Origin of the sequence: Bradyrhizobium sp. AZCC 2262, assembly GCF_036924535.1 — a bacterium.
In the GTDB taxonomy this organism is placed as follows: Bacteria; Pseudomonadota; Alphaproteobacteria; order Rhizobiales; family Xanthobacteraceae; genus Bradyrhizobium.
In genome coordinates, this window is sequence record NZ_JAZHRT010000001.1 from 4,064,090 (window position 1) to 4,081,612 (window position 17,523).

Sequence of the window (17,523 nt, forward strand, 5' to 3'; positions counted from 1 at the left end):
AGCCTGACATATCCGCCATGACGATACGCACCCGCAAGCTCTTCGGAACCGTCGCCTTGCTGGTGCTGGTCGTGGTGTGGTCGCTATTGGGAATGACCATCGCCCAGACGCCGTGGCTGGCCAATTCCGGCCTGCTGCAGGCCATCTTCTATGTGGTGGCCGGGCTCGGATGGGTGCTGCCCGCGATGCCGATCATCAGCTGGATGTCGCGGCCGGACAGCGCTGCTTAAATTAGACCCAGTTGTCCCGGCTCGGCCTGACCGCGGGAAACATCATCCCCGACAGCATCACGCGCATCATGCGCAACGAACCTTCCCGTCCGTCCCAAGCGATCCGCGGCAGCGCGTGCAGATTGGTATTTCCCCTGGCCTCGACAATGCCCGGGATCGTCGATACCGCGCTGGCGAAACCTGCCTCCTGCCCCATCACGACATGCTCGCGGCGCCAGGATTGCCGGTCACCGAACGGATAGGCGAAATGGCTGACGGTGCGGCGCAAGGCGGTCTCCGCGACCGCCTTGCCCATCGTCATCTCACGTTGCGCGTCGGCCGCTTTCAGGTTGGACAGCGGGAGATAATTCACCGTTGCGCTGCCGATCGTCACCAAGGGATCGGCTGCGAGCTTCGCCAGATCGGCCCAATCCATCGACGCAGCGCGCGACAGCGCCGCGAGGTCGATCGAATAGCGCGTGCAGAGGTCGTGGATCGCGAACGAAAGATCCGGCGGCGGCAGCGTCCGCATCCAGCTCACCAGAAATTCGAACGTGTCATATTTCTCCGGCATGCTGCCCGTTGCGAAACGCCGCTCCTTGCGGTCGATCACCAGGCTGATGCGATCCTCGCGCGCGACGATGTCCTCCAGCGCAAGCCACCAGGCTTCGCCGAGCCCGTCCGGAAACGCGGTCGGCAGGTACACGGTGAAGGGCACGCCGTGCTTCGACAGCACGGGATAGGCCTGCGTGATGACATCCTTGCAGCCGCCGTCGAAGGTCAGGCAGGCAAATCGATTGGCCTTCGGCAGCGTGACCGCCCGCCGGCACACTTCGTCCATCGTGATCAGGTCGAAGTTCCAGCGCTTCAGCGCACGTATCGTCCGGTCGAGAAATTGCGGCGTGATTTCACGCCATCGGTTCGGCTGAAACGGGCGGGAATCGCGCGGACGCACGCGCTCGAACCGCAAAATGACGCCGGCGCCGCCGGTCTCCCGCTGCTTCAGCCTGAAGTAGCCGCTGAAATAGCCGAGCTCCATCCGGGCCCGCCGCAAAATTCCGATATCCGACGCCAAGGTCCGTCCCCACCTACGGTCGCGGTGCCTCCGCCGCGGCCGGATTGTATTACCCTTTGTTGACATTTCCCTGCGAAGGTCGGCCAAAGCCGAAAATTGTAAACAAATTCATATAGCACGAGCTCTGCGATGACCATGGCTGCCGCGATTGAAGACCGGACGGCGGATGCAGATGGGTGGTCGAAGGCGAGCCGCATCGCCGCCATCGACATCATTCACGACCTCGCCGCCGCGGAAGGCATCTGGCGCAAGCTGGAAGGCGCGCAAACCTCCTTCACGCCGTATCAGCGGTTCGACTTCCTCGGCTCCTGGCAGCGGCAGGTCGGCGAGCGCGAAGGTCTCGTTCCCTTCATCGTGATCGCCTACGACGCGGAGCGCCGTCCGCTGTTGCTGCTGCCGCTCGCGCTCAGGCACGCCTACAGCGCGCGTTGCGCAAGTTTCATGGGCGGCAAGCATTCCACCTTCAACATGGCGCTGTTCGACCGCGATTTCGCCGCAAGCGCAACGCAAGCCGATCTCGAAGGCCTGATGGCGGCGATCGCGCAGCGATCCGAAGCCGACGTCCTCACACTGCACCAGCAACCGGTTCGCTGGCGCGATCTGCCCAATCCGCTTGCCTTGCTGCCACATCAGCCGTCCGCGAATGATTGTCCGCTATTGGTGATGGAACCCGGCGCCCAGCCCGCGGCGCTGGTCAGCAATTCGTTCCGGCGCCGCCTCAAGGGCAAGGAACGCAAGCTGCAGTCCCTGCCCGGCTATCGCAGTCACGTTGCGTCGTCAGAGGCCGACATCACGCGGCTGCTCGACTGGTTCTTCCGCGTCAAGCCGCTGCGGATGGCCGAACAGAAGTTGCCGAATGTGTTCGCCGATCCCGGCATCGAGGATTTCGTCCGCAGCGCCTGTACCGCGCCGCTCGCGAACGGCAGGCACGCCATCGATATCCACGCGCTGGAATGCGACGAGGAAGTGATCGCGATCTTCGCCGGCGTCGCCGACGGCCATCGCTTCTCGATGATGTTCAATACCTACACGATGTCAGCGAATTCAAAATACAGCCCCGGCCTGATTTTGATGCGCGACATCATCGATCACTATGCCGGACAGGGTTATCGCGCCCTCGACCTCGGGATCGGATCGGACGACTACAAGCGGCTGTTCTGCAAGGACGACGAGCCGATCTTCGACAGCTTCATCCCGCTCAGCCAGCGTGGCAAGCTTGCCGCCGGCGTCATGTCGGGCGTCAACCGCACCAAGCGGCTGGTGAAGCACAATCCGGCACTGCTGGAAATGGCGCAAAAGCTGCGCAGCGCGTTCAGCTAAGGCAACCCTGTCACCCCGTCATTGCGAGCGAAGCGAAGCAATCCATTTCGCCGCTTGCAGCATGGATTGCTTCGTCGCTTCGCTCCTCGCAATGACTTGGTTAGTTCTCGCTCACGCCGCCACGACGCGTGGACCCGGCTCGACCGCGTCAGAGTCCTGACACGGCTTGCTCAGCATCGTCACCTCGGAGAAGCCGACCGCCCTGAGCTGGTCGCACATCAGTGCGCGTGCGTCCTGCGCCATCGACGCTTCGGGCACCACGACGGCCCGCGCCTGCGACGTCAGCAATTCGGCCGGCAGATCGGAGGCCGCGCCGGCATCCAGCAGCACATGGTCGTAGACCCGCAGCAGCGCGTCGATCGCGAGCGTCAACCGCGGCGACTGAAGCTGCGCGCGGTCGAAGCCGGGGCGTCCGGCGCTGACGAGATGAACGCGCGACAGCCGGTCCCTGGTGATGATCTGCGCAAACGACGCCTCGCCCTGCATCAGTTCGGCAAGCCCGGGCGCAACCGGATCGACCGACGCCGCGGGAATCATCGGCACGGATGCCACGAGATCGACGACCACGACTTTCGCCTGCTGCGCCATTAACCGCGCCAGCGTCAGCGCGGTCAGCGTGATGCTCTCGCTCGATGCCGTGCCGAGCACGGTAACCTTGCGCGCCGCGGAGCCTGCGCCAACCAGGACATCCGCCATTTGCTCGACTTCACTGATTTCCGCCGCGATATCCATGCGAGGGTCCACGCGCGGTTCATTCAACACCGGCTCGGTGTGATCCACGTCAGCGAGCTCCGCCACGGAAAGCTCGGGCGCGATCGCCGGCGCGTGCACCGATTCCGGCGGAGCAGCCAGGATGATTTCGGGCGCAATTTCGCGCGCAACTTCCAGCGAAGCCGCACCGGGTCTCCGCGGCGCGGTCATGCGCAACAGCTCGCCGGTCGCGATCGCCCCCGAGGTGAGCAGCAAGGTCGCCAGCGTCGCGATCAGCACGATCGGCAGTTTCTTCGGATAGGCCGGGGTGTTGGAGACGGTGGCGCGCGAGATGATGCGGCCATCGGCCGGTGCCGCCTCGATATTCTCGCGGGCGCTCGCCTCGCGGTATTTGGCGAGATAGGATTCCAGCAGATCACGCTGGGACTTGGCTTCGCGCTCGAGCGCGCGGAGCTGCACGTCCTGGCCGTTGTTGGAGGACGCCTGCTTCTTGAGCTGATCGAGGCTCGACGTCAACCCATCGACCTGGTCGCTGGCCAAGCGCGCGTCGTTTTCCAGCGAGCGCGCAATCTTGCTCGCCTCGTCGCGGATCTGACTCTCGATGTCGGCGAGCTGCGCCTTCAATTCCTTGATGCGCGGATGGTTGCCGAGCAGCGTCGACGACTGTTCAGCAAGTTGCGCCCGCAGCGTCATCCGCTGCTCGGACGGCCTGCGCATCGATTCGGAGTTGAGCACTTCGGAGGCCTCGATCGGCTTACCGCTCCTTAGCAACTCGCGGATCAGTCGCGCCCTGGCTTCTGCATTCGCCTTCAGCGCGCGGGCGTTGTTCAACTGCGTGTTGAGTTCGCCCATCTGCTGGTTGGAGAGCGTAGTGTTGTTGGTCCCGACAAACAGGCTCGACCTGGAGCGGAAATCCTCGACGCGGGACTCGTCTTCGGCCACCTTCCTGCGCAGTCTTTCGATTTCACCTGACAGCCACTGCCCTGCCGACTTCGCCTGCTGCTGCCGCGCATCCTGCTGCAGCACCAGATAACCTTCGGCGATAGAGTTGGCGACGCGCGCGGCAAGTTCGGGATCGCGCGACTGGAATTCGATGACGATGACGCGGGACTTGTCGACGGCGTAGGCCGTGAAGCGATCGTAATAGGCTTCCAGGACGCGCTCTTCCGGCGTCAGCGAGAGCGGGTCGCGTCCGATGCCGACCAGGGCCAGCATCGATTTCAGCGGCGAAAATCCCTGCAGCACCGGATCGAATTCGAGGCGCTCGGCGAGCTTGTTCTTCCTGATTATCTCGCGGGCCAGGTCGCGCGACTGTACCAGCTGCACCTGACTGGTGACGGCTTCGGCGTCGAGCGCGCTGCGTTCCTCGTTGCGTTCGCCGGTCGGACGCAGGAACACGTTTTCGCGCCCGTCGATCAGGATGCGCGCTTCCGACTTGAATCGAGGCGTGACCATGTTGACCGCGGCGAGCGATGCCACCAGCACCAGCATCGTCGGGACGATGATCAAAGCTCGCTTGCGTATCAGCGTCTGGCCGAGCGCATGCAGATCGAGATCGCCGGTTTCGGATGCTGCGACGGGCTTCAGGGCCGAAGGTGCAGGCCTCGCGGTCGCCCGCTGCACCACCGGCCTGTCCTTGCCTGCACGCCAGAACGCCAAACGCATCGCACACTCCCGCGGACGCAACTGCTGGTCCACTCGAACCCTCCCGAGTACACTCCATTATGGTTGCCGCTGGGTTAATTTGCCTGTTTGCACCGCGAGACGACGCGCCGCACGTGCACGGTCATTTTTTGTTAACCATGAACACCCCTTAATCGGAGGATACTTTTTCAGGATTCCCATGATGCGAGGCGTACCCGCTCCAATCCCATGTCCGGTTGCTGCGCTCGTGCTCGTCGGCGAGCGCTGGTTCTGATCATGCCTTTCGTCGACAGTCAGCCGCTTCGTATCCTGCACGCAACGCGCGCGCCTGTCGGCGGCATTTTCCGCCATATCCTCGATCTCGCCAACGGCCAGGCCGATCGCGGCCATCACGTCGGCATCATCGCCGACAGCCTTACCGGTGGCGAACGCGCCGAGCAGGCGCTGGCGGAAATCGCCCCGCGCCTCAAGCTCGGCGTTCACCGCAGGGCCATTCGCCGCGAACCGCTACCAAGTGATTTTTTGGTATGGGCCCGGTTCCAGCGCATGATCCGCGAACTGAAGCCGGACGTGCTGCACGGTCACGGCGCCAAGGCCGGCGCCTTCATGCGTTTGCGGACCGCTTCCCGCGACAGGATCCGGGTCTACACCCCCCATGGCGGCTCGCTGCACTTTCCGCTGGCGACGCTGAAGGGCAGCATCTATGCCCGTGTCGAACGCGCGCTGATGAACGATACCGACCTGTTCCTGTTCGAAAGCGCGTTTGCGCGCGACACCTATCAGCGCACCATAGGTACCCCGAAGGGCCTGGTGCGATGCGTCTTCAACGGCGTCACCGCCAGCGAATTCGATCCGGTCGTGAAAGCCGAAGACGCCACCGACCTGATCTATGTCGGCGAGTTCCGGCACATCAAGGGCGCCGACCTCCTGATCGACGCGGTGGCACGGCTGCGCGCCGGCGGCCGTCCGGTGACGATCACGCTCGCCGGCGACGGCGAGGAAAGCGCAAGCCTCAAGGCCCAGGTGCGACAGCTCGGCCTCGGCGACGCCGCGCGGTTCATCGGCCACGTCAAGGCGCGTTTCGGCTTCTCCAAGGGTTCGCTGCTGGTCGTTCCCTCCCGCGGCGATTCAATGCCCTATGTCGTGATCGAGGCGGCGGCCGCCGGCATTCCGATGATCGCCGCCAATGTCGGCGGCATCCCCGAGATTTTCGGCCCGCATGGCGACGCCTTGTTTGCTCCCAACAACACAGCCGCCATGGCCGATGCCATCGAAGCCGCGCTGAAGGATCCGGCCGCGGCGAAGGAGCGGGCCAAATCGCTGCGCGAACGGATCTTCCAGCATTTTTCGCAGAAGGCGATGGTCGAGGGCGTCTTTGCCGGCTACCGCGACGCGTTTGCCAATCGTTAACCGTTCTTTACCAACGTAACCGTTTCTTCCGATTTGTCCCGTAAGCCGTGGGTGCGAGGAATTCCGCACCGGCAGGCACGTTCCTATGTGCATGCTCCAGAACGGACGTGGACCATGGAACCGATTAACGCACGCTCGATGCTCGATGCCGCGGCAACGGCCGCGATGACCGTCACCGCCGGTCACCCAGCGATCGAACGGCGCCGCAGGCTCACTCCGGCCGCCATAGCCATCAGCAACCAAAAAGTTGGCCGCGCCTACTCGCCGATCGTGATCGCAGGCGTCGTCCGTGTCATCGATTTCGTGATGCTGAGCGTGATCGGTATCGCGCTCTATTTCGGATATGTCGTCCCGCTCAGTGGCTTTCACTGGGAATTTCTCGCGGCGATCTTCGGCGTGGCCGCAACGGCCGTGATCTGCTTCCAGGCCGCCGATATCTACCAGGTGCAGCTATTCCGCGGCCAGCTGCGCCAGATGACCCGAATGATCTCATCCTGGGCGTTCGTGTTCCTGCTGTTCATCGGCGCATCCTTCATCGTCAAGCTCGGCAACGAAATTTCGCGGCTCTGGCTTACGACGTTTTTCCTTGGCGGTATTGCGGCGCTGGTAACCGGGCGGGTGTTTTTGCGCTCACTGGTACGCGGCTGGGCCCGTCAGGGCCGGCTCGATCGCCGCACCGTCATCGTGGGCGCGGACGAGAACGGCGAAGCGCTCGTCCAGGCGCTCAAGACCCAGGATGATTCCGACATCAAGGTGCTCGGCGTATTCGACGACCGTAACGACGACCGCGCGATGGACACCTGCGCCGGCAGCCCCAAGCTCGGCAAGGTCGACGACGTCGTCGAACTGGCGCGCCGCACCCGCATCGACCTCGTGCTGTTCGCGCTGCCGATCTCGGCCGAGACGCGCATTCTGGAGATGCTGAAGAAGCTGTGGGTGCTGCCGGTCGATATCCGGCTTTCGGCCCATACCAACAAGCTGCGCTTCCGTCCGCGCTCCTATTCCTATCTCGGCGAGGTGCCGACGCTTGACGTGTTCGAGGCGCCGATCACCGACTGGGACCTGGTGATGAAGTGGCTGTTCGACCACGTCATCGGCTTCGTGATCCTGGTGCTGGCGCTGCCGGTGATGGGATTGGTCGCGCTTGCGGTCAAGCTCGACAGTCCCGGGCCGGTGCTGTTCCGTCAGAAACGCTTCGGCTTCAACAATGAGCGCATCGACGTCTTCAAGTTTCGCTCGATGTACCACCATCAGGCGGATCCGACCGCCTCCAAGGTCGTGACCCGGAACGATCCCCGCGTTACCCGTGTCGGGCGCTTCATCCGCAAGACCAGCCTCGACGAATTGCCGCAGCTCTTCAACGTCGTGTTCAAGAGCAACCTCTCGCTGGTCGGCCCTCGCCCGCATGCTGTGCAAGGCAAGCTGCAGAGCCGGCTGTTCGACGAGGCCGTTGACGGCTATTTCGCGCGCCACCGCGTCAAGCCGGGGATCACCGGCTGGGCGCAGATCAATGGCTGGCGCGGCGAAGTCGATACCGACGAGAAGATTCAGAAGCGCGTCGAGTTCGATCTCTATTACATCGAGAACTGGTCGGTGCTGTTCGACCTCTACATTCTGCTCAAGACGCCGCTGGCGCTGATGACCAAGAGCGAGAACGCGTACTGAGGTGAAGAATTCGCGCTCGTCATTGCGAGCGGAGCGAAGCAATCCATCGCGCGGCGCCGGGACAGATGGATTGCTTCGTCGCTATCGCTCCTCGCAATGACGGGGGACTACCGTTGTTTTGTTGCGTTGCGTGAGTGTGTGATGGCGTATGCGGCGACAGCCGGGGGATCGCTCCCATCGATGACGGCCGCGCCGGGCGTGCTTGCCTTGCAGCGCGCGATGGTGTGGCTGGTCGGAGCATCCGGCGCCATCGTCTTCATCGAACCCTCGCCCTATGAGCTGGCGACGCTTGCCGCCGCGCTGATCTTCTTCGCAACGGGGTTGCGGATGCGGCTGGTGTTCATGCCGCTGCTGTTGCTCCTGTTTCTGATCAATATCGGCTACAGCATCAGTGCGGTCGCCGTGATGGACCGGCCGAATGTGCCGAACTGGATCGCGACGTCCTGGTACATGGCGGTCACAGTCATCTTCTTTGCGATGGTCATCTCCGAGGACACCGCGGCGCGGCTCGACATGCTCCGGCGCGGCCTCGTTGTCGGCGCGGTGATTGCGGCGCTCGCCGGCATCGCGGGTTATTTCAATCTCGTCCCTGGCGGGCGCGACCTGCTGACGCTGTACGACCGCGCCCGCGGCACCTTCAAGGACCCGAACGTATACGGCGCGTTCCTGGTCCCGCCGGCGCTGTTCGCGCTGCAAAGCGCCGTCTCGGACAAGTTCGGCAAATCATTGCGCAACGCGATCGCCTTCGGCATCATGTCGCTGGCGATCCTGCTGGCGTTCTCGCGCGCCGCATGGGGCATGCTGATCATCACCTCCGCCGCCATGCTGGTGCTGATGGTGTTGACCAGCCGCTCGCAGTCGCAGCGATCGCGCATCATCATCATGGCGCTGGCTGTGGTGGTGCTGGCGGCCGCGCTGGTCGCGGTACTGCTTTCATTCGATTCGATCGCGCAACTGTTCAAGCAGCGCGCCAGTTTCGACCAGAGCTATGATGAGGGTCGCTTCGGCCGCTTCGGCCGGCATATCCTTGGCGCCGAAATGGCGCTCGGGCTGCCGTTCGGCATCGGGCCGCTGCAGTTCAACCGTTACTTTCCGGAAGACACCCACAATTCCTACCTGAACGCCTTCATGTCGGGCGGCTGGCTGTCCGGCGTCTGCTATCCGGCGCTGGTCTTCGTCACCGTGCTGACGAGCTTCCGCTATGTCTTCGTTCGCGTGCCCTGGCAGCCGGCCTATCTGGCCGTCTTCGCGGCTTTCCTCGGCACCGTCGGCGAGAGTTTCATCATCGATACCGACCATTGGCGGCACTTCTGGATGATGCTGGGCACCATGTGGGGCACGTTCGTCGCGGCCGAACGCTGGAAGGCGAACCGCGATCCGACGCTCACGGTGCGCGCGAAGGCTTCCTAGGTCCGCTTGCCCGTCCGGGCTTCTGCTCTGGCTTTCTCGTTTGCGTTTTCCTGGGCGCATCGACCATCGACTTCAATTCCTCGGTCGCCGCCAGCATGGTCTGATAGCCCTTCGACGCAAACTCAAGCAGCAACCGCAGCTCGGCGTCCGAGTAGGACTCCCATAGTTTGACCATGCCGCGCTGCATGTGTTCGTAGAAGCGCCCGATCTTGGCGACGTTTTCCGGGACGATCGCGATAAACACCTTGCGGCGGTCGGCGGGATCGCGCTCGCGGCGAACCAGCCCTGCCTTCTCCAGCCGATCGACGACGCCGGTAATGGCTCCGGTGGTCAGCCCCGTGACCTCCGCCAGCCGCCCGGCCGTCACTCGGCCTTCCAGATTGAGGAAGTCCAGGCATTCGAGGTCGGAGCCGGAAATCCCGACCGTATTGGCCACCGTCTGCCCGAAAATCACACCCTGCGCGGACGAGCGCCGCAGCGCATTCTCTAGTTCCTGCATCAGCGCAGCCCGCGCTTTCGCTCTTGACAAAGCCAGCCCCACCTCTTAGTCGATATATATCTTAGATGCTAAGATAATTAGCTACTGTACGTTCCTATCACTTCATAGACGCTTGGAGCAAGGCATGAGCGGACGACCGAAAGCCCTGGTCATCGGCGGCGGTATCGCCGGTCCCGTGACGGCGATCTTCCTGAAAAAGGCCGGCATCGATGCCGAACTGTTCGAGGCGTGGGCTTATTCCACCGGGATCGGCGGCGGCCTGCAAATCGCGCCGAACGGCATGCATGTGCTGGCCGAGATCGGATTGGCCGACGAAATGACCCGGCGCGGATCGATCGCGGAATCCTTCGATTTCCATTCGCAATCAGGCGCCCGGCTCGGTTCCGTCAACCAGAACATGAGGCAGCGTTTCGGCCAGCCGGCGGTCAATATGTGCCGCGCCACGCTGAATGAAGCCCTCATCAACAAGGCCTGGTGCGAGAATGTCGAACTGCGGTTCGAGAAGCGGCTGGTCGCCATCGAGGACCGCGCCGACAAGCCCGTCGTCGCGCATTTCGCCGACGGCTCGTTTGCCGAGGGCGATTTCGTCATTGGCGCCGACGGCGTGCATTCCGCGGTGCGCGCGCACGTGGTTCCGGATGGACCCAAACCGTTCGACACCGGGCTGATCGGCTTCGGCGGCTTCGTGCCGAGATCGTTGCTCGACGATATGCCGATCGGCCAACGCGTGGCGACGACGTTCGGACAAAGCGGCTTTTTCGGTTACGGCTTTTGCAGTTCCGATCCAGCCGACGGCGTGATGTGGTGGAGCACGCAGCCATCGCATGGCACCGATGCAGCGGCGTTCCGCGCCATGAGTCAGGATGCGATCAGGCGGCACCTGCTCGATTTCCATGCCGGCTGGCACGATCCGATCCCGCGAATTCTGGAGGCAGCCAATGACATCGTGGTGACGGCGACGCTCGACGTCGCGACGCTGCCGACCTGGTCGCGCAAGCGCACGCTGTTGATCAGCGACGCCGCCCACGCCACCAGTCCGCATGCCGGCCAGGGCGCGTCGCTGGCGCTCGAAGACGCCATGCGGCTCGGCCGCCTGATGCAGGACAGGCAGGAGCTTGGACTGACGTTTCAGAATTTCGAGGCCGAGCGACGTCCCCGCGCCGAGAAGATCGTGGCGCTCGCTCGCCGCAACGGCAACAGCAAGCGCGAATTCAGCGCCACCGGCGCCTGGATTCGCGACCGCATGCTGAAGCTGTTGCTGCCGGTCACAGCCAAAGGAATGGACTGGATGTACGCGTATGATCCCAGAGCGGCGGCGTAACTTCATAGCTTCGTAGATTCCATGGGGCGGTGAGCGTGCCCTTTCCGGTAGGTTTGGGTTTCCACACTCGAACCATCGGAGAGCCAGATGCAAGCATCGACCGTAGACACGCCCACCGCCGGGCATTGTGGCACGATTTTCGTTGCGATTGAACTGAGCCAGAAGAGCTGGCTGGTAACGCTGCACAGTCCGGACAAAGGCAAGATGTCGCGTCACAAGCTGGAGGGCGGCGATCATGCTGCGCTGCTGGCGCTGATCGGTCAGGTTCGGGAGCGGGCGGCCCGGGCGCTGGGAGCCGTTCCGGCGGTGGTGAGCTGCTACGAAGCGGGCTACGACGGGTTCTGGCTGCATCGGCTTCTGCTGGCTGCCGGGATCACGAACTACGTGTTTGACCCTGCGAGCATAGCGGTGGATCAGCGGGCACGGCGGGTGAAGACCGACCGGATCGATGGCGAGAAGATGCTACGGACGCTGATGGCGTATCTGCGCGGTGAGCCGCAGGTGGTGCGGATCGTGCGGGCACCTGCGCCGGAGCAAGAGGACGCCCGCCGCACCAGCCGTGAACGCGGCCGGCTGATCAAGGAGCAAACCGCGCACACCACCCGGATCAAGGCGCTGCTGCGATTGTTGGGCATGGCGGTGGGGAACCCGCGCCGGCGTGACTGGCTGAGCTGGCTTTCGGCGCAGCGGGATTGGCAGGGCCAGGCGGTGCCGCCACGGATGCTGGCGGAGATCAGGCACGAGCACGCACGGCTGATGCTGGTGCGCGAACGGCTCGAGGAACTCGCACAGGCGTCGGCTCAAGCGGATCCGGCACCTGCGGCGGCGCAGATGACCGAGCGCAGCGAACTGTTGCTCCGGCTCAAATGCCTCGGTCCGGCGTTCGCGACGACGCTGACCAGCGAGGTGTTCTACAAGGACTTTCGTAATCGGCGTGAGGTCGCGAGCTATTTCGGGCTGACGCCCAGTCCATGGCAGAGCGGCGGGACCGACCGCGACCAGGGCATCAGCAAGGCGGGCAATCCACGCGCCCGCTGCGCCGCGATCGAACTGGCCTGGCTGTGGCTGCGGCATCAGCCGGAGAGTGCGCTCACCCGATGGTTCCGCAGCCGCACCCACAACAATGCCAGCAAGCGCAACAAGCGCATCGCCATCGTGGCCTTGGCGCGCAAGCTGATGGTGGCGCTCTGGCGCTACCTCACAACCGGCATGGTTCCCGAAGGAGCCGTGCTCAAGGCCGCGAAGGCGTAAACGTTTCAAGCAACGCGTCAGCGTCGCGGCGTCGGCCGCGGTCAGCGCGGAATGGATGATGACCGTGCCACCCTTGGGCCAAATCAACAGGCCGCTTCGTAGATGGGTCTCATCCTCATGGCTTCCTCGCCGCATGCATGCGGAATGTGGGTACCGGGCTGCAAAACGCCCGACCGGATATGAGGTGATGCAGTGAGATGCTGCATAAATCGCCGGAAGCCAGTTCCTGAGCGCACCGACCGCGGCGGCACGCTGCGCTACGCATGGCTCCGCGCGCCGCCGCTCCACCGAATGCAAAAAATCACATCCAAGCCCCGGTCGGGATGCTTGACTCAAAAGCCCTCATATGAGGGTGGGCAAAGGCGCTTTTGCGCCGTGCCCACCATCTACCCACGATCGTTGCTTTAAATGGTGGGCACGCTGCGCTTTGCCCACCCTACGATTCTGCGACTACTTCTCCACCGTGAACGTCAATCCGGCATGATCGACAAGCCGCTTGATCAGTCTGTGCTGCATCGCCGCCCCCGGTGTCCAGATTCCCGCCGGCACATCCGGCGTGTCGCGCAGCAGGCAGATCGCGCATTCGGAGATCATCTTTGACGTCGAGCCGTAGCCGGGATCGCGATCACCCTTCACGGATGCGCGGACCTGCTTGCCATCGGGCGCGATGGCGACATAGAGCAGATCATAGAGGCCGTTCTCGCGCTCCTCCTTCGACGGGCCCTCGCCCGGCTTCGGTGCACCTGGGCCGGTCTTTTCGGTGTTTGCGGCCATCACCAGCTTGGCGTTGGCCTCGCCCTTCTCGCCGGCACCCGTCAGCACCATTTCGTCGTAGACGAACTCCTTCCCGTACGGAAAGCCCATCAGCATGTTCGAACGATGGATGTTGCGCGTGTTGATGAGCGCCATCATAAACGGCGCCGCCCAGGACTGCAGGTCTTCCTCGTAAGCCGGCTTGCTGCCCGGCGGCTGTTTCGGCCCCTTGAACCCGGGCGTTAGCGCGAATGCATCTTTGAGGATCGCAACGAGGCTGAGATCCTTGGCGACCGCATCGAAGGTCGCCTTGGCGCTCGCGGCGGTGCCGCCGGACAGGGTGCCACGCATGTCGCGCACACGGCCCTTGACGCGGGCAGCCGGCGTGCCGAACACCCGCTTGGCTTCCTCCTGCACAAAGAAGGCGCCGAGTTCGAACGGTATCGAGTCGAACCCGCACGAAAACACGATGCGCGCGCCGCTCGCTTTCGCCGCGGCTTCATGCTTGTCGATCATTTGCCGCATCCACAGCGGCTCGCCGCAGAGATCGAAGTAGTCGGTACCCGACGCCACGCAGGCCGCAAGCAGCTCGTTGCCATAAAACTGATACGGGCCGACGGTCGAGATGATCGACTTCGCCTGCCCAACCATCGCCATCAGCGACGCGGGATCGCCAGCATCGGCCACGATCAGCGGCGTATCGGCCGGCGCACCGATCGCGTCGCGGACGGAAGCAAGCTTGTCCTTGCTGCGTCCGGCCATCGCCCATTTCAGACTGGCGCCGCCCTTGTAGTTCGCGGCGAGATATTCGGCGACGAGTTGCCCGGTGAAGCCGGTGGCGCCGTAGACGACGATGTCGAATTTCGACGAAGACATATTCAATTCCTTTTTCTCGTCATTGCCTGCGACAAACGCGAAGCGTTTGTGCAAGAGAGCGCAGCGAAGCAATCCATTCTATCCCGACGTGGAGGCATGAATTGCTTCGCGTCGCTCGCAATGACGGCTTCGGCCGCATTTCGCAAGCCTATTTCTTCGCGTACGAGACACCCATGCCGGCGCGTACGTCGGCCTGGATACCATAGGGCGCGATCGGATAGCGCAGGCCGTTCTTCGCGAGCTGCTTCATGCCTACGATTGCCTTGGCAAGATGCTCAGGCTTGAGCGCCATCAGCATCTCCTCGTCCGGCACGCCGCCATAGCGCCGCTCGGCGAAGCATGGCAGCGACAGGGACGGTTCGCCTGTCTTCAGCGCCCTGCCCCAGGAATCCGCACACGCGGTTTCGCCGACTACGCCCCATTCGAACTTCTTGTAGCCGGTATATTGCAGGCCGTTGATGAGAATAATCATCTGCCCGGGCGTGGCGTAGACCAGACAAATATCCGGCGGGTTGAGCCGGCCGCTGGTGAGCGGGCTCACCGCCATCGCCTGATACCGGCCGAAAGGCACGACATCGAGCGCTTCCTGGCGCTTGCGTGCATCCTCGGCCGTGCCGTGCCAGACGCCGACATAGTTTTCGCCGGCGAGAAATTTTTCGTCCTGCGGCGCCAGCCCGATCACGGCGCGGCATTGCGCGCCGACGAGATCGTCACCGGTGATGCCGACGGTCCAGCCGAGCCGCGAGGCCATGCTGACGATCTGGTCGGTGGTATGCACCGCCGAGGGACGGCGGATTTTGGGGATCGCGGCCATCTCCTCGACGCGCGCGAACATCTTGATGCCGATCACGGTGGTCTTCAGCCGAAGCAGGCTGTTCAGGTCGGCCACCATGCCGGCCAAGTCGAACGTTTCCGGCGGTGTCTGCTGTTGCATGGCATGAACTCCCAGGCGGCGCGCTGAACAAGCGCCTTGCTTCGATTGTAGCCCGGCTGGATGGGGGTTGCGACCTCTTACTTCGCCGCCGGGCCCGGCAACAGCTCATCGATCTTGCCCGTGATCCGGTATGCGATCAGGCCCATCCATTCGCGCACCGCAAGGTCGGTCCGTGCCAGCCCTTCGACGGCGACGTTTGAAAGCGTCATCAGGTCATCGCGTCCGCCGACGCGCCAATCGACGGGATAGGGCTCCACCGCAAATCCCGCTTTTCGGAACAAGCCGACCGATCGCGGCATATGAAAGGCCGAGGTCACCAGCACCCACCGTTCACCCTCCTTCGGCTTGACCAGCGCCTTGGAGAATTCGGCGTTCTCCTGGGTGTTGCGCGATCCCCGTTCCATGATCAGCCGCGATTTGTCGATGCCGAGGCTTTCGAAGATGGCGCCGGCGAAATCCGCTTCTCGTGCATCGTTTGAGACGAGGTTCGCGCTCCCGCCGGAAAAGACCACGCGCGCGTTCGGATATCGCCTCGCCAGCGCGGCGGCGGCGATGATCCGGTCCGGCGCGCCCCGAACGACCGGCGTTCCATGCGCCACGGAGAGATCGGCTTCGATCGACGCCCCCAGTACGATGATGCCATCAGGCGCACCGCGCGCGGCGTCCCATGACGGAAAGCGCTGCTCCAGCGGATAGAGTAAAGCTTTTCCGAGCGGCGACAGCCCGCAGATCACGAGAAGCAGCACGGCCGCTATCACGAGCTTGCGGCCGAGCGATGCAAAGCGCGTCATCATCAGAATGGCGCCGACGAACCCGATGACGATCAAAAAGTTCGTCGGCAATAGCAAATAGCCGAGCGTCTTGGACAGGACAAAAAACAAGGGAAGCCTCTGACAATGTCTGCTACAGCGTCATACGACGCCATTGCAGCAACCAAAAGCCCTCCCCATGCTCCATCATCACCTGCATTCCAGCCCCGAAACCTGCCACTGGGGCTTCTTCGAAGGCAAATTGAAGCCCGTCCTGACCATCGCCAGCGGCGATGAAGTCACCATCGAGACCCTCAGCGGCGGTCCCGAGGTCGTACCGGACAAAAGCAAGTTTCACGTCCCGCCCGAGCTTGCGGAGATACATGCGAAATGCGAGCGGCAGCTGCAGGGCCATATTTTGACCGGTCCGATTGCGATCGAGGGTGCCGAACCGGGTGACGTGCTGGAAGTCGACATCCTCGACGTCCAGCTCCGGCAGGATTGGGGCTGGAATCTGATTCGCCCTCTGTCGGGCACGCTGCCGGACGATTTTCACGAAACGCGCATCCTGAACATTCCGCTCGATCGTGAGCGGATGGTCGGCCGGATGCCGTGGGGCCTCGACCTGCCGCTCAAGCCATTCTTCGGCGTGATGGGCGTGGCGCCGCCGACCGCCTGGGGCCGCATCACCTCGCTGATCCCGCGCGCGATGGGCGGCAATCTCGACAACAAGGAGCTCGGCGCCGGCGCGAAACTGTATCTGCCGGTGTTCGTGCCAGGTGCACTGTTTTCCTGCGGCGACGGCCACGGCGTGCAGGGCGATGGCGAGGTCTGTGTCACCGCGATCGAGACCGCGCTGCAGGGCCGCTTCCGCCTGACGCTGCGCAAGGATCTGCGGCTTGATTATCCGCGCGCGGAAACGCCTGATCATTACATGACGATGGCGATGGACCCCGATCTCGATCAATGCGTGGTGCGTGCGTTGCGCGACATGATCGTGCTGCTCGGCGAGAAGCGCAATCTGTCACGCGAGGACGCCTACACGCTGTGCAGCCTCACCGCCGATTTGCGCGTGACGCAAACCGTCAACGGCTCCAAGGGCATTCACTGCATGATCGCGAAGGCGGTCGTGCACGGCTGACGCCGGCTTCAGAACTCCGAACGCAGCTGCAGCCTGGCCTGAAACACCACGCTGGTCTTTCCGACCAGCGCCGTTCCATTCACTTCCGCCGTGTCGGCGGAATACGCGCCGGTAAAGCCGCAGGTGACTTCGCGCCCGCCGAACAGCGGCAGCGTGCCCGCGGACTTCGTATGCTCGTTGGTGATCAATTCGCCGCGCCATTTGCCGTGATCGGCGCGATAGGATCCCGTGTAATAGAAATATGAATCACCGCCGGCGATCTTGCCGTCGTGCAGCACGATCACGCCGTTGGCGCGGCCATGCCCGCCGTCCGTCATCTCGATCTGGATGGTGTAGAGACCGTTCTTTACCGTCATCGCGCCCTCGTCCCGGGGACATCATCGGCATTCCCGGTAGCGCGAGGCAATCAAGAAAATGGTCGCGCGGCTGGATCGTTTCGCCGCGGCTGCGGATGGGGCCCAAGGCCTTCCAGGAGCCTCGTGCAACAGGCGCGCAACCAATTCACAGGCTCGACCCTGGAATTTTAACCGCTTTTTCAAACGGATAGGAGGCTAT

15 protein-coding genes are annotated in these 17,523 nt (G+C 63.4%); 8 read left to right on the forward strand and 7 right to left on the reverse strand.

All coding sequences use genetic code 11. From position 1 onward, the window contains the following. Positions 1-17 precede the first annotated feature (17 nt). A complete protein-coding gene (locus tag V1283_RS19400; protein WP_334388044.1) occupies positions 18-230 on the forward strand; it encodes a DUF2842 domain-containing protein in 213 nt (70 codons plus the stop codon). 1 nt (position 231) lies between these two features. Here the strand turns inward: V1283_RS19400 and V1283_RS19405 are convergent, their stop codons facing one another. Further along, on the reverse strand, positions 232-1,284 hold the full coding sequence (locus tag V1283_RS19405; protein ID WP_334388045.1) for a polysaccharide deacetylase family protein: 1,053 nt from the start codon (positions 1,282-1,284) through the stop codon (positions 232-234). Between the two features lie 129 nt (positions 1,285-1,413). On the opposite strand from V1283_RS19405, the gene V1283_RS19410 reads away from it, so the two are divergent. Continuing rightward, entirely contained in the window at positions 1,414-2,604 is a 1,191-nt protein-coding gene (locus V1283_RS19410; protein WP_334388046.1) for a GNAT family N-acetyltransferase, read from the forward strand. Positions 2,605-2,715: 111 nt separating this feature from the next. Here V1283_RS19410 and V1283_RS19415 read toward each other — a convergent pair whose 3' ends face one another. Then, positions 2,716-4,980 carry a GumC family protein gene (locus V1283_RS19415; protein ID WP_334388047.1) on the reverse strand — a complete coding sequence of 755 codons (2,265 nt, stop codon included), beginning with the start codon at positions 4,978-4,980 and terminating at the stop codon, positions 2,716-2,718. A gap of 255 nt (positions 4,981-5,235) precedes the next feature. Here V1283_RS19415 and V1283_RS19420 point away from each other — a divergent pair, with 255 nt between their 5' ends. The 3 genes from V1283_RS19420 (at position 5,236) to V1283_RS19430 (ending at position 9,444) form a co-directional block, all read left to right on the forward strand. Further along, positions 5,236-6,369, forward strand: coding sequence for a glycosyltransferase family 4 protein (locus V1283_RS19420; RefSeq protein ID WP_334388048.1), 1,134 nt, complete (start codon positions 5,236-5,238; stop codon positions 6,367-6,369). A 114-nt stretch (positions 6,370-6,483) separates the two neighbouring features. Beyond that, positions 6,484-8,034: an undecaprenyl-phosphate glucose phosphotransferase gene (locus V1283_RS19425; protein ID WP_334388049.1), complete on the forward strand. Its 1,551-nt coding sequence runs from the start codon at positions 6,484-6,486 to the stop codon at positions 8,032-8,034. Positions 8,035-8,175: 141 nt separating this feature from the next. Beyond that, positions 8,176-9,444 (forward strand): O-antigen ligase family protein, encoded by a 1,269-nt coding sequence (locus V1283_RS19430; RefSeq protein ID WP_334388050.1) that lies wholly within the window; start codon positions 8,176-8,178, stop codon positions 9,442-9,444. Here the strand turns inward: V1283_RS19430 and V1283_RS19435 are convergent. After that, the gene (locus V1283_RS19435) at positions 9,419-9,943 is read right to left on the reverse strand and encodes a MarR family winged helix-turn-helix transcriptional regulator (RefSeq protein ID WP_334388051.1); all 525 of its coding nucleotides are present in this window, start codon (positions 9,941-9,943) and stop codon (positions 9,419-9,421) included. The two genes, V1283_RS19430 and V1283_RS19435, sit on opposite strands and share 26 nt — an antisense overlap. Positions 9,944-10,067: 124 nt before the next feature. On the opposite strand from V1283_RS19435, the gene V1283_RS19440 reads away from it, so the two are divergent. Both V1283_RS19440 and V1283_RS19445 read left to right on the forward strand, forming a co-directional pair. After that, positions 10,068-11,264, forward strand: coding sequence for an FAD-dependent oxidoreductase (locus tag V1283_RS19440; protein WP_334388052.1), 1,197 nt, complete (start codon positions 10,068-10,070; stop codon positions 11,262-11,264). Between the two features lie 87 nt (positions 11,265-11,351). Next, positions 11,352-12,515 (forward strand): IS110 family transposase, encoded by a 1,164-nt coding sequence (locus V1283_RS19445; RefSeq protein ID WP_334385105.1) that lies wholly within the window; start codon positions 11,352-11,354, stop codon positions 12,513-12,515. A gap of 450 nt (positions 12,516-12,965) precedes the next feature. Here V1283_RS19445 and V1283_RS19450 read toward each other — a convergent pair whose 3' ends face one another. The 3 genes from V1283_RS19450 to V1283_RS19460 all read right to left on the reverse strand — a co-directional run bounded on the left by V1283_RS19450 (position 12,966) and on the right by V1283_RS19460 (position 15,959). Beyond that, positions 12,966-14,144, reverse strand: coding sequence for a saccharopine dehydrogenase family protein (locus tag V1283_RS19450; protein WP_334388053.1), 1,179 nt, complete (start codon positions 14,142-14,144; stop codon positions 12,966-12,968). 148 nt (positions 14,145-14,292) lie between these two features. Continuing rightward, positions 14,293-15,078 (reverse strand): DUF169 domain-containing protein, encoded by a 786-nt coding sequence (locus V1283_RS19455; protein WP_334388054.1) that lies wholly within the window; start codon positions 15,076-15,078, stop codon positions 14,293-14,295. Positions 15,079-15,155: 77 nt separating this feature from the next. Next, positions 15,156-15,959, reverse strand: a complete 804-nt coding sequence (locus V1283_RS19460) for a YdcF family protein (RefSeq protein WP_334388055.1) — start codon at positions 15,957-15,959, stop codon at positions 15,156-15,158. A 67-nt stretch (positions 15,960-16,026) separates the two neighbouring features. Between V1283_RS19460 and V1283_RS19465 the strand changes: the two genes are divergently transcribed. After that, positions 16,027-16,968: an acetamidase/formamidase family protein gene (locus V1283_RS19465; RefSeq protein ID WP_334388056.1), complete on the forward strand. Its 942-nt coding sequence runs from the start codon at positions 16,027-16,029 to the stop codon at positions 16,966-16,968. 8 nt (positions 16,969-16,976) lie between these two features. On the opposite strand, the gene V1283_RS19470 is transcribed toward V1283_RS19465, so the two are convergent. Then, the gene (locus V1283_RS19470; RefSeq protein WP_334388057.1) at positions 16,977-17,324 is read right to left on the reverse strand and encodes a GrlR family regulatory protein; all 348 of its coding nucleotides are present in this window, start codon (positions 17,322-17,324) and stop codon (positions 16,977-16,979) included. Positions 17,325-17,523: the final 199 nt, after the last annotated feature.